Origin of the sequence: Flavihumibacter cheonanensis (assembly GCF_022352215.1) — a bacterium.
In the GTDB taxonomy this organism is placed as follows: domain Bacteria; phylum Bacteroidota; class Bacteroidia; order Chitinophagales; family Chitinophagaceae; genus Flavihumibacter; species Flavihumibacter cheonanensis.
In genome coordinates, this window is record NZ_JAKRWF010000003.1 from 429,984 (window position 1) to 451,284 (window position 21,301).

The 21,301-nt window shown below is 45.7% G+C and carries 18 protein-coding genes; 4 read left to right on the plus strand and 14 right to left on the minus strand.

Annotation, left to right across the window (positions count from 1 at the left end):
* Positions 1-4: 4 nt before the first annotated feature.
* Positions 5-1,369 (minus strand): alpha-L-fucosidase, encoded by a 1,365-nt coding sequence (locus tag MD536_RS15755; RefSeq protein WP_239601826.1) that lies wholly within the window; start codon positions 1,367-1,369, stop codon positions 5-7.
* Positions 1,370-1,414: 45 nt separating this feature from the next.
* On the opposite strand from MD536_RS15755, the gene MD536_RS15760 reads away from it, so the two are divergent.
* Entirely contained in the window at positions 1,415-2,488 is a 1,074-nt protein-coding gene (locus MD536_RS15760) for a 3-oxoacyl-ACP synthase III family protein (protein WP_239601827.1), read from the plus strand.
* Positions 2,489-2,505: 17 nt separating this feature from the next.
* Here MD536_RS15760 and MD536_RS15765 read toward each other — a convergent pair whose 3' ends face one another.
* On the minus strand, positions 2,506-2,760 hold the full coding sequence (locus MD536_RS15765; protein ID WP_239601829.1) for a hypothetical protein: 255 nt from the start codon (positions 2,758-2,760) through the stop codon (positions 2,506-2,508).
* Between the two features lie 191 nt (positions 2,761-2,951).
* On the opposite strand from MD536_RS15765, the gene MD536_RS15770 reads away from it, so the two are divergent.
* Together MD536_RS15770 and MD536_RS15775 are read left to right on the plus strand one after the other, a co-directional pair.
* On the plus strand, positions 2,952-3,422 hold the full coding sequence (locus tag MD536_RS15770) for a (2Fe-2S)-binding protein (RefSeq protein ID WP_239601831.1): 471 nt from the start codon (positions 2,952-2,954) through the stop codon (positions 3,420-3,422).
* 16 nt (positions 3,423-3,438) lie between these two features.
* On the plus strand, positions 3,439-5,727 hold the full coding sequence (locus MD536_RS15775; RefSeq protein WP_239601833.1) for a xanthine dehydrogenase family protein molybdopterin-binding subunit: 2,289 nt from the start codon (positions 3,439-3,441) through the stop codon (positions 5,725-5,727).
* Positions 5,728-5,793: 66 nt separating this feature from the next.
* Here MD536_RS15775 and MD536_RS15780 read toward each other — a convergent pair whose 3' ends face one another.
* From MD536_RS15780 to MD536_RS15835, 12 genes are all read right to left on the minus strand, one after another.
* Positions 5,794-5,949 (minus strand): type II toxin -antitoxin system TacA 1-like antitoxin, encoded by a 156-nt coding sequence (locus MD536_RS15780; protein ID WP_239601834.1) that lies wholly within the window; start codon positions 5,947-5,949, stop codon positions 5,794-5,796.
* A 23-nt stretch (positions 5,950-5,972) separates the two neighbouring features.
* On the minus strand, positions 5,973-7,157 hold the full coding sequence (locus MD536_RS15785) for an MFS transporter (RefSeq protein ID WP_239601836.1): 1,185 nt from the start codon (positions 7,155-7,157) through the stop codon (positions 5,973-5,975).
* A 6-nt stretch (positions 7,158-7,163) separates the two neighbouring features.
* Positions 7,164-9,203, minus strand: a complete 2,040-nt coding sequence (locus tag MD536_RS15790) for a copper-translocating P-type ATPase (RefSeq protein ID WP_239601839.1) — start codon at positions 9,201-9,203, stop codon at positions 7,164-7,166.
* A gap of 6 nt (positions 9,204-9,209) precedes the next feature.
* Complete coding sequence (locus tag MD536_RS15795) at positions 9,210-9,776, minus strand: DUF2911 domain-containing protein (RefSeq protein ID WP_239601840.1); 567 nt, start codon at positions 9,774-9,776, stop codon at positions 9,210-9,212.
* Positions 9,777-9,782: 6 nt separating this feature from the next.
* Complete coding sequence (locus MD536_RS15800) at positions 9,783-10,322, minus strand: DUF3347 domain-containing protein (RefSeq protein ID WP_239601842.1); 540 nt, start codon at positions 10,320-10,322, stop codon at positions 9,783-9,785.
* Positions 10,323-10,330: 8 nt separating this feature from the next.
* The gene (locus MD536_RS15805; protein WP_239601844.1) at positions 10,331-11,536 is read right to left on the minus strand and encodes an efflux RND transporter periplasmic adaptor subunit; all 1,206 of its coding nucleotides are present in this window, start codon (positions 11,534-11,536) and stop codon (positions 10,331-10,333) included.
* Entirely contained in the window at positions 11,536-12,744 is a 1,209-nt protein-coding gene (locus tag MD536_RS15810) for an efflux RND transporter periplasmic adaptor subunit (protein WP_239601846.1), read from the minus strand. The genes MD536_RS15805 and MD536_RS15810 overlap by 1 nt, the downstream gene beginning before the upstream one ends.
* On the minus strand, positions 12,722-13,978 hold the full coding sequence (locus tag MD536_RS15815; protein WP_239601847.1) for a TolC family protein: 1,257 nt from the start codon (positions 13,976-13,978) through the stop codon (positions 12,722-12,724). The genes MD536_RS15810 and MD536_RS15815 overlap by 23 nt, the downstream gene beginning before the upstream one ends.
* Positions 13,962-15,896 (minus strand): efflux RND transporter permease subunit, encoded by a 1,935-nt coding sequence (locus tag MD536_RS15820; RefSeq protein ID WP_239601848.1) that lies wholly within the window; start codon positions 15,894-15,896, stop codon positions 13,962-13,964. The genes MD536_RS15815 and MD536_RS15820 overlap by 17 nt, the downstream gene beginning before the upstream one ends.
* Positions 15,893-17,188 carry an efflux RND transporter permease subunit gene (locus MD536_RS15825; RefSeq protein ID WP_239601853.1) on the minus strand — a complete coding sequence of 432 codons (1,296 nt, stop codon included), beginning with the start codon at positions 17,186-17,188 and terminating at the stop codon, positions 15,893-15,895. Before MD536_RS15825 ends, MD536_RS15820 begins: the two co-directional genes overlap by 4 nt.
* A 9-nt stretch (positions 17,189-17,197) precedes the next feature.
* Positions 17,198-17,770 carry a DUF3347 domain-containing protein gene (locus MD536_RS15830; protein ID WP_239601855.1) on the minus strand — a complete coding sequence of 191 codons (573 nt, stop codon included), beginning with the start codon at positions 17,768-17,770 and terminating at the stop codon, positions 17,198-17,200.
* Between the two features lie 92 nt (positions 17,771-17,862).
* Positions 17,863-18,261, minus strand: coding sequence for an HYC_CC_PP family protein (locus MD536_RS15835; protein ID WP_239601857.1), 399 nt, complete (start codon positions 18,259-18,261; stop codon positions 17,863-17,865).
* Positions 18,262-18,408: 147 nt separating this feature from the next.
* Between MD536_RS15835 and MD536_RS15840 the strand changes: the two genes are divergently transcribed.
* On the plus strand, positions 18,409-21,294 hold the full coding sequence (locus tag MD536_RS15840; protein WP_239601859.1) for a DEAD/DEAH box helicase: 2,886 nt from the start codon (positions 18,409-18,411) through the stop codon (positions 21,292-21,294).
* Positions 21,295-21,301 lie beyond the last annotated feature (7 nt).

Here is a 21,301-nt window from a genome sequence, read left to right on the forward strand (position 1 = left end):
CGATTTAATATAACGTCACAGCTTTAATCAAATGCCCATTTTCTGATTTCGGTATCAATAACCGAATCCGTTGACCACTAATGGGTGCATCCAATTTCTTGATAAACTTATTTCCAATAGAACTGCCCGCTGCAATGGTGATCCATTTCCCTCTTTGTTGAACTTGTAATGAAAAGGCACGAACCCGCTGCCCCCTGCTCTGGTCTTCAGCAATCACTATCTTATCAAATTTCCGGCCTTTCGGCAGCGGCAGTTCAATTTCTTTTTGATCAGAACTGAAGCTAAATACCGGGGTACTGTAGGTTGCTTTCAACAGGTCGCCAAAAGCTTTCAGGGTATCTACATCCGGCTGAGGAAGCAGTCCGCTTGCATCTGGTGTTAACCCAATGATCAACGTTGCATTTCTGCCGATTGATTTTTCATACATATCCATCAGCCTGGCTACCGGAAAGATATGTGCTTCATCTCCTGGTTCCCAGAACCATTCATGCCTGCCTTTATAGCCGCGAAGCGGAGCATCAGCCATAGCCGGCATAAAATAAGCGCCATTTTCCTGCCCATGTTTAATGGCTTTAAAATCATTCTTCGCATCGGCGTACTGGGACCAGGAGGGATAAGCAAAGGTGGACCAGCAGGGATAGGGTACGGTGCCGGATTCAGATCCGCCCCAGCGCACATCTGCCCGTTGCAGGTTGTGATAGAAAATGGCATCCGGTTGATTGGCAGAAATAATCGGTAGCAAATCTGCGCCACCTTGCTCAGGTCCATGCGCTCCGCCATCAAACCAGATAAAGAAAAACTTACCGTACTTCGTAACCAGCTCCCTTGTAATGTTTTCACAATAGGTATTATAATAAGCCTGTCTGTTTTTGGAAATAGGGGCATTGCCATCTACATAAAAATCGTGAATACCCATAAATGAATTCCACCGAATACCGATATAGATGGCCGGCAGCAGACCGAACTTATTACAGGACTGAATAAAATCCCGAAGTATATCTCCTTTCCCATCTCTCCACTTGAGTGCCTTTAAACTATAGGGATTAAAATCACTTTGGTACAAAGCAAAACCGGTTTCATGGGTAACAGTAAGGATAGCAAATGTTGCTCCGGCATTTTTTGCAGCCAATATCCACTGATCGGTATCCAATTGTGTTGGATTGAAAATATTATAATCAGCAACTGGGGTGATCCTGTTTTTTGCCTGGTTATATGGCTGACCATCAAACACATGGAGATCGTAATGAAAAATCACTCCGAACTCTGCGCCTGCCCAGGCAAGCTGGGCTGGTGTAGGAATGGGAACCTGACTGGTACCTGTGTTAAGCAATAACAATTGCAGCAAGGAAATCAAAATTATACGCAACATAACTTAACGGGCATTTTGCTCTAAGTTATTGTATTACCTTTAGGTATGAATGGTTTCAGATCAGTGATTGTTGCCACGGGGAGTGTGCTGCCGGAAAGAGTCATCCACAATGCAGACTTTCTTGTCAACCGGTTTTTGCAAAAGGATGGCACCATCGTGCCGGGCACGATTCTTCGAAACATTGAAAAATTTAAAGATATCACCGGCATTGACCAGCGCAGGTATGCCCGCCCTGATCAAACCACCTCCGACCTTGCCAGTATAGCCGCTGCAGCTGCACTAGAAAGCAGTGGTATTGATAAAGAATCCATCGATCTGCTGATCGTAGCGCATAATTTCGGTGATGTACATATTGGCACCAACCGGACTACCATGGTGCCCTCTCTGGCCTCTTTGGTGAAATACAAACTCCAAATCAAGAACCCCTCCTGCGTCGCTTTTGATCTTGTATTTGGTTGTCCGGGTTGGATCCAGGGTGTTATTCAGGCCGATGCGCTGATCCGGGTTGGCGATGCCAAACGTTGTATAATTATTGGCGCAGAAACCTTATCAAGAGTCATTGATGAACACGACCGGGATTCCATGATTTATGCAGATGGAGCAGGTGCTGTTATCATTGAAGCTGTCCAGGATTCAAAGGAAGGCATCCTTGCTCATGGTAGCCGAACCTATGCCAGTGAACATGCACTTTTGTTAAGAATGGACAGTTCTTACAATATGGAAAACGGGGATGCCAATCTCTACCTGAAAATGAACGGCAGAGCCTTGTATGAATTTGCATTAACCCATGTACCCCTGGTTATCAAAGAAACGCTTGACAAGGCGCAGGTGCATTTATCTGAAATAAAAAAAGTACTGATCCACCAGGCCAATGAAAAAATGGATATCGCCATCCTGGAACGACTGTACAATTTGTATGAACTACCCTTAACAGATCTGGCTGTTATGCCCATGACCATCAGCTACCTTGGCAACAGTTCAGTGGCAACGATTCCAACCTTACTGGATCTGATCCTGAAGCATAAAGTGGAAGACCAGCAGATTGAACCCGGCGACAAAGTTGTGTTTGCTTCGGTTGGAGCAGGCATGAATATCAATGCCATTGTTTACCAGTTTTAAACAGCCACACGAATTACTCAGGTATTGTTAATCAGGTCATGTATCGGGATTTCATCCAGGTAAAGAGCCAATTCCCTGGTATCCCCAAAGGCCCTGTATTCCAGCACTTCTTTACTCGTACCGCAGCAGAAAATCTCAACATAGTATTCCGATAACTGAAAGAGAAAAATAACCTGCTCGGTAAAACTTCTTTTTGCAAGCACAACACCTTTCGATAAAACAGTTGATCTTTTTTGATCTTCCGTTAATGCAATGAATTCAGATAGTTTCATAAATGCTGGTTTTAAGTTGATTAAATCGCACGTAAAAAACTGACAATATTCAGAGAGGCAAAAGACGAACGAAACTAAAAATGAGGCTGAAATCTGTGCCGGAGGCGGCACCGCAAGGGTGGTGAATATACAATTCATTTCCACAATACCAAAAAAAAGCGTAGCTTCTATCCGCCTAAAACAATACTACCATGGCCACCTACACCATCCAGGTTAATGGCAAATCCCACACCGTAGAAGCAATGGAAGACATGCCGCTGCTTTGGGTTATACGAGATCTGCTGAACCTTCCCGGCACCAAATTCGGATGCGGCAAAGCCCTCTGCGGCGCCTGCACTGTTCATGTAAACGGAAACCCGGTTCGCTCCTGCAGTTATCCTATATCGGCAGTTGGAACCGCAAGTATTACCACCATTGAGGGTTTGTCGGAGCAGGGTAATCATCCTGTTCAGGAGGCCTGGGAAAAATTGGTTGTGCCGCAGTGTGGTTATTGTCAAACCGGACAAATCATGACCGCGGTTGCATTGCTGAAACAAAAACCCAATCCAACCGACCAGGAAATTGACCAGGCTATGCAGGGCAATCTCTGCAGATGCGGAACCTATAATCGCATCAAGGCAGCCATCCAACTGGCTGCTTCCGGAAAACCAGCACTCCCTTAATTCAAAGCTCCCGATCATGAAAAAGACCGCTCCTTTCTATACAAGCAATATTGAGGAAGTTGAATCTAAAATATTCAATGCTTCCCGCAGAGATTTCCTAAAACTGGGAAGTATTCTTTCCGGTGGTTTAGTACTAGGCGTTAGTTTCTGGTCCTGCGATTCAGCAGGAAAGAAAACAGGCACCCTCTCTACCACCGCCTACCTGAGCATCAGTGATACCGGTGAAGTAACCATCGTGGCACATCGTTCGGAAATGGGGCAGGGTATTCGGACTTCTCTCCCCCTCGTAGTGGCCGATGAATTAGGGGCCGACTGGAGCAAGGTGAAAATCATCCAGGCAGAAGGGGATGAAAAAAAATACGGCAATCAGAATACCGATGGCTCTTTTTCCATCCGGATGTTTTATAAACCCATGCGGGAAGCCGGTGCTATGGCAAAAGCAATGTTATTGCAGGCAGCTGCTAAAGCATGGGGACTTCCAATAGAAGAACTTGACACCGAAAATGGACAGGTGATCCACAAAGGAACTGATAAGAAAGCTGGTTTTGGTGAATTTGCCGGAGCTGCTGCAAGTCTGGCTGTACCCAAGGCGGAAAGTCTCCAACTCAAAGCAGACAATCAATTCAATTTAATTGGTAAGGACACACCCATTATCGACTTACATGATATCGTAACCGGTAAAGCGGGCTTTGGAAGTGATGCGAGACTGGAAGGCATGAAGATCGCGGTGATCAAACATTGTCCGGTTACCGGCGGCTCTGTAAAATCAGTAAATGATACCAAAGCAAAAGCGATACCGGGTGTGTTGCAGGTGATCACGATCAAAGGGGCCGGCTTACCAGCTACTCTATCCAAACCCATCGCAGGTGTAGCAGTAATAGCAGAAAACACCTGGGCAGCGATCAAAGGAAGAGAGGCATTGGAAGTGGAATGGGATCTCGGTCCGAATGCAACGTATAATTCAGACGAACATATAGAAGCACTGAAAAAAGAAATTACCAAAGAAGGAACCCTGCGCAGGAACCGGGGCGATTTCAAAGCTGCCAGGGCGGGCGCCCAAAAAGTGATCGAACATACTTATGTAGCACCTTATTTGGCACACGCAACGTTGGAGCCGCCCTGTGCCTTGGCGGTAGTAAAAGATGGCAATTGTGAAATCTGGGCACCTACACAAAATCCACAGGGAGCAAGAGATGCTGTGGCAGGTTATATCGAATTAGGTGCAGATAAAGTGAAAGTAAATATCACCTTGTTAGGAGGTGCGTTCGGACGGAAGTCCAAGCCCGATTTTATTTTAGAAGCAGCCTTCCTCGCCAAGGAATCAGGTTATCCAATTAAAGTGCAGTGGACAAGAGAAGATGATATCCAGCATGATTATTATCACGCTATGAGTGTGCAGCACCTGGTGGCAACGATAGATGCCAACAACCAGTTAAGCGGATGGAATCATCACATTGCCAACCCTTCTATTGGTGCCACAGAAAATGAGGCTGCCTTACAACCCGATGATGGCGAACTGATGTTGGGCGCGAGTGATTACCCCTATAATGTACCTGCCATAAAAATCGAAACCCACGATGCCAAAGCACATCTGCGGATTGGCTGGCTGCGTTCGGTTCGTAATATACCACAGGCTTTCGCGATTTGCACCATGATGGATGAAGTAGCTGAAGCAAGAGGGAAAGATCCGATTGAGCAGGCACTCGAATTATTGGGAGAAGATCGCAATATCACTTTTGCAGAGGAGATGATGAATGGAGGTGGTTATCCCAATTATGGAGAAGATATCGCCAATTATCCCTGGAATACAGGACGCATGAAAGCAGTGATAGAAAGAGTGAGAAAAGAATCCGGTTGGGGCAAACAACTACCCAAAGGAACAGGAATGGGATTTGCTGCACACAAAAGTTTTCTCACCTATGTTGCCTGTGTGGTTGAAGTGCAGGTGGATGCTTCGAAAAAAGTTACGATTAACAAAGTGCATTATGCCGTGGATTGCGGACTGGCAGTCAATACGGATCGGGTGAAATCTCAATTTGAAGGAGGCGCGCAATTCTCCACGAGTCTTGCGATGAAGAGTGCTATCACAGTAAAAAATGGCATCGTTGAGCAAACCAATTTTGACGGCTATCAGTTGATCCGGATGCCGGAATCTCCAAAAGAGATTCATGTGCATATCATGGATAGCAAGGATAAACCAACGGGTGTGGGTGAACCTCCTGTACCGCCGTATGCGCCGGCATTGGCGAATGCGATTTATAAGGCAACGGGGAAGAGGATGTATGGAATGCCGTTGAAGATGTGAAAGGTGAAAAGTGAAAAGTGAAAAATGTGAAAGGCGTGGAAGAAAGGTCAAAGGAGGAAAGGAAGATCAATCTTTTGTTATAAGGCTGTTGTATTTTTTTGCAGCAGCGAGTAGTTTTTTATTGGGGGAAGGAGGATTTATTATAGCATGCATGAATACCTGCTGATCTTTCTTTGAAGATAAAAAAATGGGAATATAAATTCTAAATTGCTTGCTTTTCATAACCGATCATTTATAAAATAAGATTACGAATTTTCTGGCGCTTTAACAACCCAACTGAAATACAATAGCAACAGTAAGGTGGTGACTGCAGTAATACCGAAAGCCATGCCGGTGCCAAATTGAAACCAGATCCAACCGGTAAGGGAACTGGCAAGTAAGGCACAGATGCTTTGGAAGCCGGTGTAGGTACCAATAGCAGTGGCAGTTTCAGTGGCCGGAGTAATATTACTGATCCAGGCTTTGGCTACACCTTCTGTGGCGGCGGCAAATAATCCATACAGGAAAAACAGGAATACAAATCCTGACAGGGTATTAACTACTATCATACCCGCATAAACAATACAGAATAAGAAGAGGCCAATCAGGAACACGCGCTTAACGCCTATGCGATCTGCTAAAATCCCAAACGGATAAGCTGCTAACGCATAAATCAGATTGTAAAAAATATAGGCACCGATTGCCTGCACATCTGATAGTCCCGCCTGCCGAACCCGCAACAACAGGAATACATCCGAACTATTGATCAATGCAAAAAGCAACAAGCCCACTACCAATTGCCGATAGGTAGCAGGCGCTTCTTTCCAATAGCGGATAAAATAAAAGAAAGAAATTTTTTGAATGTGCGGTTGTGCCGGTTTTGGTTTTTCTTTTAGCAGGTAAGTCAGTACAATGGCTAACAGTCCCGGTACAAATGCCAGTAAGAACATCGTTCGATACTGTCCGGGATAAAAATACAAATAGACCAATGCTAAAGCCGGACCAGCAACTGCTCCTACTGTATCCATCGATCGATGAAAACCAAAGACTCGCGCTTTGGTAGCCGGGGTTGCTTCATCCGATAGCAAAGCATCCCGGGCACCGGTGCGAATGCCTTTCCCTAACCGGTCCAACGTGCGTGCAAAAAACACCCACAAAGGAAATACTGCAACTGCCATCAGGGGTTTGGAAAGCGCACTAAAAGCATAACCGATCTGCACAAATGGAACGCGCTTGCCCTTAAGGTCAGACAGTTTGCCAAAATAGCCCTTACTCAATCCGGCAATCGCTTCCGCAAATCCTTCCAACACACCAATAAGTACAATTGAAAAACCGATGCTCTCCAGGTAAAAAGGCATTACCGGGTAGAGCATTTCGCTGGCCATATCTGTCAGGAGACTCACCAGGGAAAGCACCCAAACAGTGCGGGTTATGATCCGGAAAGGCAACAAGTAAACTTATTTGTTGCCAAAGCTAACCGTTCGATTCAATAGCTGGGCATTGAGTGCAACAATAACAGTGCTTGCACTCATTAAAACAGCACCTAAAGCCGGACTCAAAACAAATTCCGGATACAATACACCTGCAGCCAACGGAATAGCGATAATATTATACCCCACCGCCCAGGCAAGGTTCTGAATCATTTTACGATAAGTAGCTTTACCAAATTGAATCAAACTAACAACATCCTGAGGGTCGCTGTTAACCAGAATGATATCTGCTGTTTCTGCTGCTACATCAGTACCCGAGCCAACAGCGATACCAACATCCGCCTGCGCTAACGCAGGTGCATCATTAACGCCATCACCGGTCATAGCAACTAATTCTCCTTTAAGCTGGAACGATTTAACTTTCTCCTGCTTCTCATCTGGCAGCACATTGGCCAGATAACCATCCATCTTTAATTTCTTAGCAACAGATCCTGCTACTTTATCATTATCACCAGTGAGTAAAAAAGTCCGGATTCCCATTTCCTGAAGTGCAGCTACTGCCTGAACAGAACCAGCACGTATTTGGTCACCAAGGGTAATCAAACCAGCCAATTCATCATCAATAAGTAAAAATGTAACTGTTTCAATTGCCTGATCTACTGAGTCAGGAATTGCAGGCAGTTCCAGTTTATTTTCCCTGAAATAATTAGGCCCAACTGAAAAAACATTTTTACCCTCCACCATTGCCGAAACACCCACTCCCTGCCTGTATTGAAATTCATTTGAAGATTTCAATGGAAGATTTTTCTTTTTTAAGGCGCTTATCATGCCTCGGGCTATATGATGTTCAGAATGTTGTTGTACTGCGGCAGCATATATCAACAAATCATCTGCTGAATATTTTGTGGAGGCTGGAATGAGTTGAGCCACTTCATGTGAGCCTTCGGTTACCGTTCCCGTTTTATCAAAAATAATGGTTGATAACCGACGCGTATTTTCAAAGGCTGTACGGTTACGGATCAGCAATCCCTGACGGGCAGCCAGGGAGGTACTGATGGCAACCACTAAAGGAATGGCTACACCCAATGCATGCGGACAGGCAGTAACCATTACCGTTACCATTCTTTCCAGCGCGAAAGAAAGTGCAGCTCCTGAACCAAGCCAGTACACGAACGTACTTATTCCAACAGCCAGTGAAATCAGCGTCAGCCATTTAGCTACACGGTGAGCCAGGTTTTGTGTTTTTGACTTGGAATGCTGGGCTGAACCAACCAGGCGGATCACTTTATTCAGGTAGCTATCCTCTCCTGTTCCTGTAACTTTTACTCTCAATACCCCATCTCCATTAATGGATCCACCAATCACCTCCATCTCAGCATGCTTCACTACCGGAATACTTTCACCGGTTAACATGCTTTCATTCACAGATGAATGACCTTCTACTACCCTTCCATCAGCCGGCACTTTCTCGCCGGGTTTGATCACCATCAAATCATCTCTTTTCAATTCTGATAAGGGTATATCAATAACCTGGTCATTTTGCACTACATGAACTTCTGCCGGCAGTAATTTCACCAGTGATTCCAATGCCTGAGAGGCTGCCATTTGAGATTTCATTTCCAGCCAATGGCCCAGCAACATGATATCAATCAGGGTTGCCAATTCCCAGAAAAAATCCATCCCTTCCAGACCCAACACCACCGCTATGCTGTATAAATAAGCAGTGGTAATAGCCACTGCTACCAGTGTCATCATTCCCGGATCCTTTGCCTTAAGCTCTCTCACCAATCCTTTCAGGAAGGGAGCACCTCCATAGAAATACAAAACAGACCCCAATAACAACACAATAATCTGATCCCCCTGGAATCGCCAGTCGATTTTCAACCAATGTTGAATCATAGGCGATAAGAGTAGAATTGGCACAGTCAACGCCAGACAAATCCAGAAACGTTTCAAAAAATCTTCTGTATGATGTCCCGCATGTTCATCCACCTGAACAACAGCTGCATGCTTTGCTGGTTCCCCCTGGTGGCTGTGATGATGGTGGTGATGGCTGGAATGGTCCATGATGTTTTATTTTAGCGTAAACGGAATTTCCCAGGCGAGTTTTTCCCAGGCCCAGCTGATGGTTCCTTTGCCTGCTTGCTCCTGGTATTGCAGGGTGTATTGTAGTCGCTCCGTTAATCCCTGCTTTTTCGGTTTTACTTTAATACGAACAAGATCCTCTGCCTGGTCGTATTCGGAAGCCAGGTGTTGCTGCCAATTTTTATTGATGATTAGTATCCATTCTTTTTTACCGGGAATGGAAAAGATGGCATACTTACCCGGAGAAAGTTCCTTTCCACCAATTTCAATTGCTTTGGGAACTTCCAGCAAGGTAGCATCGTGTGCACCGGTTACCCATACTTCATCATAAGGTACCAGTCCGCCCCAGATCACCCGCTTGCGCACTCCCGGTGAATGATAAATGATCGAAATGCTATCTGTCCCGATCAAGGCCACTGTTTTGGATTTAATACTTTTTTTCGTTGTGTCTTTTACGAGGTTGGGATTGTAACAAACTTCTCCCTCTTTGGAAGACTGCGCTACTACTACCTGCATACTTGCCAACAACAGGCAACTTAAAAGAATCTTTCTCATGTGTTTTTATTCTAAGGTTTTTTCAATTGATCCACAGGTTAACATCGATGCCCCAAAATAGGGATTGATTACTTCTTTTTCTTGAGTCAGCCAGTAGGCTCCTTTATCTTCCATAGCCATGGGACAAAAAGCCACATAAGCTGCTCCTTCCCGAATGCCTTCCGATTCCACCAGTTGAATTAATTCCTGGCTGATGACAGAAAAATGATTGCGCTGTTTTTCCAGGTCTGCTTCCTGCAAAATGGCGATGGCTTTCTCTACTATGACTTTTTTGTTTTTGACCTGTTTGGTTGCTTCTTCCAGCAATAAGGCAGCTTTTCTTGCACCAAATGCATTGCTCTCAACAAGCGCTGCCTGCAATTGCCAATAGGTTTCCAGCAGTAGTTCATGGGCCGGATTTTCCAGTCGCAATGGTTGGAATACTGGTTTACTTACAATAACTGTAGTGTCTGTTTTTGTGTGTGCCGCATGTTCCTGCTCTTTGGTTGCCTGTTGCTTGCAGCCGGCCAGTACAACCAACAGGACTATCATTTTTAATTTATTCATAACTCGCATTAGCTGTGTATGGGATGTTTACCTTTTTTCAAAATGTATTCGCTGTACAGGAGATATGCTCCGGATATGACTACTTTTTCTCCTTCGTCCAAGCCCTCCAATATGGTTACCATTTCCGCATTCTCCAGACCGATTTTCACTTCCCGGGGTTCAAATTTTTCAGCAGCAGACTGTACCCACACATGGGCGGATTGACCATCGCGAATAACAGCTGCCAGGGGGAGCTGTAACAGGTCGGATACACTACCCTTATTCAGTAGTACCTGAACAGGCATGCCCGGTTGAAACTGCCGGTTGGTATTTTTTATAGTTCCACGCACGGTCAGCAATTGCGTTCCTGCTTGCAGTGCCGGTTCCAGGAATTCCACTTTCATTGCATATTTCTCAGCTTCATTTCCAGCGATGACAACCTGAACTGTTTGACCCTTGCTGATGGTTGAAGCTTCACCCGGATAAAGATCTGCTTCTACCCAAAGTTGTCCATAATCTTCGAGCTTGAGAATCGGACTGCCTTCTGCCACATACTGCCCTTCGGATACAGTCAACTCTGCAACCACTCCAGTTGCAGGAGCATAATAATAAACATAGGGATTGTCCTGCTCCGTGCTGATCAATTGTGTGACCTGTGCAGGTGTTTGTCCGTATAACAGCAATTTTTTCCTGGCTGCTGCTTCAATTTCCTGGAAGCGCCGGTCTGCAGGAAACTGTTTGGCCTGTGCCACTGCCAGGCGATATTCTTTTTGCAGGGCAAGTAGTTGCTCAGCATAAATCCGGTACAAGAGTTGCCCTTTCTGTACAAGTGCCCCGGTTTCTTTTACAGACAGGCTTTCTATTCTTCCCGCAACCCTGCTGCTTACATAGACGGTATTCGATGGATTCACAACCAGCCGGCCATTCAACCGGGTGATATTATCCATACTACCGGCACCAATTACAACGGTGGTTACATTGGCCAGCAATTGCTGTTCCTTACTAAGTGTAAGGGATGCCTCTTTATTGTTCTTGTCAAATACTACCAAATCCATTCCACAAACGGGACAGGTACCCATTTTGTTCTGAACAATTTGCGGGTGCATGGGACAGGTATAGGTAGTTACTGCAACTGCTGCAGCAGCTTTATCAGCTTTTGGCTTGCAGGATTCTAAAACTGCCAGCGGTGATAAGACCGCCAACCCTGTCCATTTGATAAAATCTTTCCGTTTCATCAGTTGTTCAATTTTGTGTCAGGAATAAAACTCTCGCTATCTACCAGGTAATAGGCATTGGATGCCAGTAGCCAATCGGAAATATTCTCCAGCACCTGTACATAACCGTTAGCCCGGATACCTGTTTGCACTGTAACAGGTTTATACAGTCCCTGCTCCTTACGAAATACTACGGATCTGTTTCCCAAATCGAGCACGGCTTCCCTGGGCAGCCACCAGCCCTCTGTACCTGCTACAGCCAGTTCAGCCCGGAGTAGTTGTCCCACCCGATATTCATTTACCGGTATATTCATGCGTGTGAGCGTGAAATTTTGTCCGGCTTTAAAAACCGGCTGGATCAATCGAATAGTACCAGTTCTTGCATTCCCTGAATCGCCTACCGGATAATAGAGCAACTTTTTTCCAACCACCGGAAGTTTGCTAATCGAAGGAGCGAAGGCAAATTCAGCTATCAGTTCGGTGTTTTGATAGATCGTAAAAACCGATTGCCCGCTTGCCAGGTATTGTCCTTCCCGAACCAGCAGGGAGCTTGTTGCCTGTGCTGTAGTAGTTGTAGTTTCAGTTGACCCGCCAGCAGTTTCACTCCCCATGCCTGCCATACCAGCTGCTCCACCTGCATTGCTGCTGCTTAAGGTAAGAGCAGAAGGTACTGCTGAGCTCTGAACATCCAGTATATAACCGGTAGCCGGACTGTACACCGGAATCCGGTACATCGGCTCTCCTTTAGCCAGCACCTTTTGAATCGCAGCAGCAGACATACCCAACAATTGTAATTTTCTTTTTGCCGCTTCCAATAAAGCGGGTTCTGTACCTGTACGTTGCAAGAGTAATAATTCGCGCTGACCAGCAACCAGATCCGGTGAGTAGAGCTCCAATAACAATTGTCCTTTTTGCACCGGTTGATTGTTGTAATGCACATACAAGCGTTCAATTCTGCCTCCAACCCGGGCTGCTACGGAAACCTGTTTTCGGGTATCGTAGGTGATGAGTCCGGGTACAGAAACCGTATACAACCTGGTTCCCTGCTCCGCTTTGATACTGCGCATATCTGACAACACCTGTTCATTCACCGGCTTCGCAAGCGCTACTAATCCGGTATCAAGAGAAACGGTTGGTTGATGCCCGCTGTGTTCCTGTTTAGGCTCTTTGCAGGCCACCAGGAAAATTAATCCGGTCAACAACACATTATTTATAAAGCTCTTTTTCATAATCTACAATCATTTTATACAAGCGGGATTTTTCATCCACCAGGTTCATCTTCATCATCACCAGGGCTTCCCAATCTGAAATTACCACTGCCAATTGCTGTTTATTTTCCTGGTAGAGTTGAAAATCTGCATCCAGGCTTCTTTCAAGAGCAGGTATCACTTTGGTTCCAAAATTTTCAATCCTTTTTTGCATCACCAGGATTTCAGACTGCATCCCATACAACATACCCTGGGTTTCCTGTAACATGGCTTCACGTTCTTTTTGCATCGCCTGTATATTCAGTTCCATTGCCTTGATTTCATTTTTATACATGCGTTTACTCCAGGGAGCAATGGGGATACTTACCATACCCATGGCACTGAAGGCATTGGGCATCATGCTGCTGATGGGGGTCATATGATCAAAGCGGATTCGGAAATCAGGTTTCTTTTCCTGGCGTATGGAGTGAATGCCCAATTGCATGCTGTTGATATCGGCATTCATGCGCGCAATGTCTTTTCTGCTGGCAGCCAGTTGAAGGGTATCGTAAACCAGTTGCGGCATAAAACTCACGGCATGTGTAGTGTCAATCAGGAAAAACTCTGTACCCCTGCGGTTCATCAATGCGTTTAACCATGCCCGTGCTTTTTGAATCTCTCCTTCATACATGCGTTTCATGTTCCGGTTTTCTTCTACCCGGGATTCCGCTTTAAATACACCACTCAGGGGCGATTGATTGTAAGGATACCGAACCTCTTCAATTTTCTTCATCATTTCCATCAGCACAATCGCTTCGTCCAATACGCGGATTCTTTCCAATGCCATCAGCCAGCTGTAGTATTGTGTTTTCGCTTGTGCTCTGAGTTCATTCAGGCTTACGCCACGTTCTGCCAGGAGGCCATCTGCCTGGGAGGCGATATAGGCTTTTTTGGTTCGGAGTTTGGCGGCATTCGGAATATCCTGCTCCAGTTGCAACATGATATTTCCTTTGTCGCGGTCTTCCATAATTTTCTGAAAAGGATAAGGCGTCATAAAAGTGCCTAATCCCACCATCGGTGCCATCCAGGCGGTAGCAGCTTCTGCACTGTATTTATATCCTTCGGCTTTTAAGCCATAGGATTGCAGGAGCGGATGTGATTGTTCAATTCTTGCCAGTATAGTATCCAGCCGCAGTACAGCCGTATCCTGTGCAATAACCGGCACCGATGCAAAAGCCAGTGTAGTGAACAATATATGTTTAATGCGATGCATCATAAATTTCCAGTTTACCGTATTTGCGTAATTCATATTCCTTGGTGAGTAAAAAGATCAGGGGAGTCACCAGCAGGATATGTGTAGAGGAAGTAATCACACCACCAATCATGGGAAGTACAATTGGTTTCATCACATCGGTACCAACGCCCGTTGCCCACATTACCGGGATGAGTCCAAACAAGGACACACAAACGGTCATCAGCTTGGGACGTAAGCGTTTGGCGGCACCCATGATCACATATTGCCGGAGATCTTCGCGGGTGATGGTCTCGCTGCTATTGCCTTTTGTTTTCACCAGTTGTTGCATGGCATCGTTGAGGTAGATCACCATTACAATACCTGTTTCCACGGCAATACCAAATAGTGCAATAAAACCAACTGCTACTGCTACAGAAAGATGTACGCCATAGAAATAAATCGCATAAGCGCCTCCAATCAGCGCAAAGGGAACCGTGATCAGGCTAAGGAAAGCTTCCCGCATGGAGTGAAAAGCAAAATAGAGCGAGAAGAAAATAATCAGCAGTACAACCGGTGCGATCCATAAGAGGGTTTGTTGCCCGCGCAGCAGGTTTTCATATTGTCCGCTCCATTCCAGGAAATAGCCTTCGGGAAGGATACCCTGTGCTGCATTCATTTTGGCAATGGCTTCCTGAACAGTGCTGCCGAGGTCGCGATCCCGCACATTAAACAGCACCGCACCACGTAAGAGTGCATTTTCAGAACTGATCATAGGCGGACCTTCTTCCAGTTTCACTTCTGCCACGGCACTCAGGGGCAATTCACCAATGCTTGCACTTTGTAAGGGAATGCGCCTGATGCGATCCAGGCTATTGCGGTATTCCTGGGCCAATCTAACGTTGATGCTAAAGCGCTGGCGACCTTCAATTGTTTGTCCGACTGCAGCCCCGCCAATAGCAGACTCTACTACCTGGTTAACATCGGCAACATTTAGTCCGTACCGATTGAGTGCTTCGCGATTGACCTGGATGGATAGATACTTACCCCCGGTGATGGGTTCTACATATAAATCCTGCACACCAGGAGTGCCTTCCAGGGCGGATTTCACGCGTTCACTGGCAGCTGCGATGGAATCCAGATTGGGGCCATAGATTTTAATGCCTACATCAGTCCGAATACCGGTTGCGAGCATGTTGATCCGGTTGATGATGGGTTGGGTCCAGCCATTCACCACACCTGGTATTTGCAGTTTGGTATCCAGTTCTTTGATGATATCATTTTTGGTAATGCCTGGACGCCATTCCGATTTTGGTTTCAGCATGATGATGGTTTCGATCATCGAGATAGGAGAATTATCCGTAGCCGTATTGGCTCTACCGGCCTTACCTAATACTTTATCAACTTCAGGTACTGATTTGATGATTTTATCCTGTACCTGCAGGATGCGTTTGGCTTCTCCATTGCTGATATCCGGTAGGGTAACCGGCATAAAAAGAATGCTTTGCTCATCCAATGGAGGCATGAATTCTGTACCAACCGATTTGAGCAGAGGAATGGTAATTACCAGGGCAATGATATTGATTGCGATGGTGGTCTTTCGCCATTTGAGCACTGCTTTAATTATGGGCGTATAGATTTTCTCCAGGAAGCGGTTTACGGGGTTGGCATTATCGGGACGAAACTTTCCTTTCATAAAAAAGGAGATTAGTACCGGTGCCAGTGTGATCACCAATAAAGCATCCATGATCATGATGAATGTTTTGGTGAAAGCAAGGGGATGAAAAAGTTTTCCTTCCTGTCCGGTTAACATGAAAACCGGTAAAAAAGAAGTGATGATAATGATGGTGGCGAAGAACACACCGCGACTCACCTGCTTGCTGCTTTTTTCAATCACCTGCATCCGTTCTTCTTCAGTGATCCAGTCGGGTGATTTTTTAAATAGATTTTTTATACTTTTCATGATGCGTCAGATTGATGGGTTCTTTGCCAGTCGGCATATCGTTCCGCCAGGTGTTTATAGGCATTTTCACTCATGATGATGCCATTGTCAACAATTACACCGATGGCGAGTGCAATACCCGTGAGCGACATGATATTGGAAGAGATGCCAAAGGCATTGAGCAGGATAAAACTCGCCGCAATAGTGATCGGGATTTGAATGATAATACTGAGAGCACTTCTCCAGTGAAACAGGAAGATGATAACCACCAGCGATACCACGATCATTTCTTCTATCAGGGTATGCTGGATACTATCAATGGATTCCCGGATGAGTTCACCCCGATCGTATACAATATCAAAGTTCATTCCTTCGGGCAGGCCTTTGGCTACTTCCTGCATTTTGGCTTTCACTGCATCAATAACTTCTGCAGCATTTTCTCCGTATCGCATTACCACGATGCCGCCAACCCGTTCCCCTTCACCATCCTGATCAAAGATGCCCAACCTGCTTTCACCGGTCATTTGAATGGTGGCAACATCTGAAATGCGGACCGGCAAGCCACCCTGACTGGCGATGGAGATGGCACCCAGTTCTTCCATGGATTTCAGGTAGCCATCGGTTTTGATGATATAACCGATATCACTCATTTCAAATTTGCGGCCGCCGCTTTCATTGTTATTGGCACGTATTGCCGCGATAACAGTAGAGAGGGGAATTTTATAATACAGGAGTTTATTCGGATCGATGGTAACCTGGTATTGTTTCTGAAACCCACCGAAGGAAGCGATTTCGCTTACTCCCGGTACATTCTGCAGGGCAAACTTTACGTACCAGTCCTGGATAGCGCGTTGTTCACCCAGGTCCATACCCGGCGCATCGAGGGTGTACCAGAGAATATGGCCTACACCGGTACCATCCGGACCCAGTTGAGGAGCCACACCTTCGGGCAGGGTTCGGCTGATGGTACTCAATCTTTCCAGCACGCGTTCCCTGGCCCAATAGATATCCACCTCGTCTTCAAAAATCACATAGATAAAACTCATGCCGAACATGGAAGAACCGCGTACGTATTTGATACGGGGCAAACCCTGCAGGTTGGTCACAAGTGGATAGGTAATCTGATCTTCGATCAGTTGGGGTGCGCGCCCCATCCATTCCGTGAACACAATCACCTGGTTTTCGGATAGATCGGGAATGGCATCAATGGGATTTTTCTTTACGGAGATAACTCCCCAGATAAAGAGGCCGGTTGCCAATACCAGTACGATGTACCGGTTTCGGAGCGACCATTCAATGATACGATGAACCATAAAAAGGAGTTATTTGATTTCTTCCTGGATCTCGCCGCAGGTCAGCATTTTCTCACCGAAATAAGGATTGTTGATCTCCTTGCTGGTACTGATCCAACTGGCTCCTTTGTTATCAAAGGCCATCGGGCAATAAGCTTTATACAAAGGCTTATCAGACCCGAAAACTTTCACCAGGGGATAAAGGCTTTCGCCCAGCTTTTCATAATGCTTGCGCTGCTCTTCAATACCCGCATTAACTATGGCGGCCGCATGTTCCTGCAGTGCTGCTTCCTGGGTTGCAAGGGCTTGTTGTTGTTCAGGAGTCATACCGGATTTATCTACTTCCGCGATGGCAACCTGCAGGGCTTTGGCACCGTTGCTGGTTTCTGCTGCATCATCTTTGGCCAGCGCAAAACTGATATGATGATAATGCGCATACACTTCTTTCAACGGGGTGGAAACCGGGTTAAGAGAGGAGCTGGCAGGCTGTTCTGTAGCAGGTTCGGTAGTTTCTGCCTGGTGTGCGGAATGATCGGCACTGTTGTTACAGGCAGTAGCAATGAATAACATAGCTGCAAAAGCAGTTACAAAAACTGATTTCATGAGATGACTATTTAAGGATGAAAGAATAAAGAAGTTAAATGGCAGTAAATGCCAATAGCCTGAAGGTATTCAGGCCAAAGAAGGTATAAGAATCAAATACGGAAATTGCGTTGGAACAGGTAATGAGGGACAACTAGTTGTAGGGGAGGCGCATTGGAAAAAGGTAAAGAGCGAACTGTTTCAAACAAGTTGCTTTCCGCAGCAATAAAAGCAAAAAGCACCGTATGTTCCGAAACTGTCTGTTTAGCCTTGGCTGCTATTTCGGCCAGCTTTTTATCCTGGTCTACTTTAACCTGCTTATGTTCGTCTTTGCAGCAGCCATCATTGGAGGATGGATCTTTTTCCATGCCACAACCGCCACAGGTTGGTTCATCGGAATGCGTAAGATTGGACTCTACCAGTTCTCCCATGCAATAATGAAGATGTACGGTAAACCCGGAGGAAACCGTCACATACAACAACAGGAGGAGAAAAATGGTAAGGCGTTTCATTCGGGCATAAAGGTAGGAATTACCGGGAATCAGGATTTATAAAATATTGGCTGGATGTTATAAAGTTGTATAATCCGCCACAACTTGCATTTTTTATATACTTATGGCGGATTATAACCTGAACCCGCGAAACCGTATTATTGCAGAATGGACTCCATCCGTGATCTGGAAGAACTTTTATTTGTACCTGAGGAACAGCCACCGCAAACAGCTGAGGGGAACTGTATCCGCATTGTAGTATTGAAGCAATTCCGGTTTCATAAATCATTGTGCATTGAGCTCTATGATGCGCCGCTTACACAGGCAGGAAAAATAAGGAACCCTTTATCACCTGTCAGTGCTATTGATGCCTCTCAGTTGGCAGGTAATGACGCAGCTGCTGTACGATTTTATGCAGCTATCAGTCGATTTCAAACAACTCCGGCGAATAGTATAACAAGGAGCGACATACGCAGTTTACGTACCATTATCCAAAACCCAATGAATCTTCGGTTTTTTTACCACGACCCGGAGTTTTCTGAAAATGTTAGTGCGGGATCGTTAAGGGAAGTGCAGGTTGGCGCCCTTGTGGATAAGTTTACCCTGCATGTTTATAAAGCCAGTCCGTTTTACAGGGTGAGTCCCGAACTGGAACTGGGCATTCAAAAAGTTCATCCGCAGCAATACCCATTAAAATACGGACTCTTTCTCTTGCAGGAGAACCAGCTCATGCTGGCTGCGAATATGACTGTATTGAAACTGCTACAGGTTTTTGCAAGCCGTCAACACCTGCAATTACATGAAGACCAGTTCGCCGCATTTGAAGAGAAAATTCTTTCCAAACTGGAGAACAAGATCCGGGTGGAACGGCATTTTATAGAGCTTGCTGAAGAAGAACAATTGAAGGAAGCAGGATGGAAAGGCGCGATGGAAGGGCTGATCTACCTGGCTGATCTCGGGCAGTATGTAACCATCCAGCCCATGATGCGCTATGGTAGTATGGAAGTACCCCTGCGTAGCAAAAAAATGGTTTACCTGCCCGATACCAAAGGCAGATTACTTGCCATGCAACGTGATGATTCCGCCGAGAATGCATTCCTGTCGATGGTACTGCAGCAACATCCGCATTTCATGGAGCAATTGGATAATGAGTTACCTTATTTCTACCTGCATCGGGATCGCTTTCTGGATGAAGACTGGTTCCTGGATGCGTTTGCGCAATGGAGGGCTGCAGGCATATCCATTTTTGGGTTTAATCAATTGAAGGAAAATAAAAAGAGTGCTTTTAAAGGAACCATTACTGTGCGGGTGGTATCCGGACTCAATTGGTTTAATGTAAAGATCAATGCCAAATACGGCGATCAGCAGGCTTCGCTGCAACAAATTCAAAAATCCATCAGAAATAAAAGTAAGTATGTGCAACTGGATGATGGCACCCTTGGATTGTTACCCGAAGAATGGATAGAACGTTTTTCAACGTTTTTCTTTGGTGCCTCGGTCATGGGGGAAGATTTGATTCTACCCGCCATGCAGTTTGAAAGCATCAGTCAGCAATTCACGGATGACGAAATGGATTCAGCAGTTCAACAAAAAATCAAAAACTATCGGGAACGCTTAACCGATATCAAATCTATTGAATCGGTGCGGGTTCCCTCCACCTTGCATACCGAGCTTCGTCACTACCAGCAGGAAGGACTTAATTGGTTGTACTTCCTGCATGAAAATGAATTTGGCGGTGTACTCGCAGATGATATGGGCTTAGGCAAAACGGTGCAGGTGATCGCCTTTTTGTTACTATTGAAAGAGAAAAACCATGACTCCACTCACCTATTAGTAGTACCCACCTCCCTGCTCTTTAACTGGCAGGTAGAATTGCAGCGCTTCGCACCTTCCTTGAAATGCCTGACGCTGCATGGTGCTAATCGCACTAAAAACACGGAGACATTTGATCAGTATGATATCATTCTCACCTCTTATGGCACGCTCTTAACAGATATCACTTACCTGCGCCGGTTTCAGTTTAGTTATGTATTACTCGATGAATCACAACAGATTAAGAATCCCGACTCACAACGCTACCAGGCAGTACAGATGTTAAAAAGCAGGAATCGCTTAGCCATCACCGGTACACCCTTCGAAAACAATACCATGGATCTGTATGCGCAGTTTTCTTTTGTTTGTCCGGGTTTACTGGGAAATAAAAAATACTTCCAGGATATCTACTCCACTCCCATCGACCGGTTCGAGAACCGCCAGCGTTCAGAAGAGTTGCAACAAAAAATCAGGCCCTTCCTGCTACGGCGCACCAAGGAAGATGTGATCCAGGAGTTGCCGGATAAAATAGAGCAAATCCTGTATTGCCCAATGGGAGAGGCACAACGAGCCGTGTACAATGCCTATGAAAAAGACCTGCGGGATTACCTGGAAGACAAACTGGAAGATGAAATCCTACGCAATTCCATTCATGTATTACGCGGCTTAACGCAGCTCCGGCAGATCTGTGATGATCCAAGGTTGTTGCAAGCGGATCAGTTGCAGGGAGAAGGTTCTTCGAAAATTCAGTTACTGATCGAGCAGGTGCAAAACAAATCGCCCCGACATAAAATTCTGATTTTCTCTCAGTTTGTTTCCATGCTCGATTTGATTGCTATTGAGTTGAACAAATTGGGTATCGTTTACGAAACACTCACCGGAGCTACCAGGGACAGACAAGGAGCGGTGGATCGCTTTCAGCAGGATCCTGAAGTGCGGGTGTTTCTGTTAAGTCTGAAAGCCGGTGGAGTAGGACTTAATCTGACTGCAGCCAGTTATGTGTACCTGGTAGATCCCTGGTGGAATCCGGCAGTGGAAGACCAGGCTATTGACCGGGCCTATCGCATCGGGCAACACCAGAATGTGCAGGCGATAAGGCTGATTTGTCCGGGTACGGTGGAAGAAAAAATGCGCCAGCTCCAGCAAAGCAAAAGAGAGCTTTCTGCCGGATTGGTACAAAGCGGGAAGGCTATTTTTAGTAGTATGTCCAAAGAAGATTGGAGAGTGGTGTTGGGAGGATAAAGCTTTT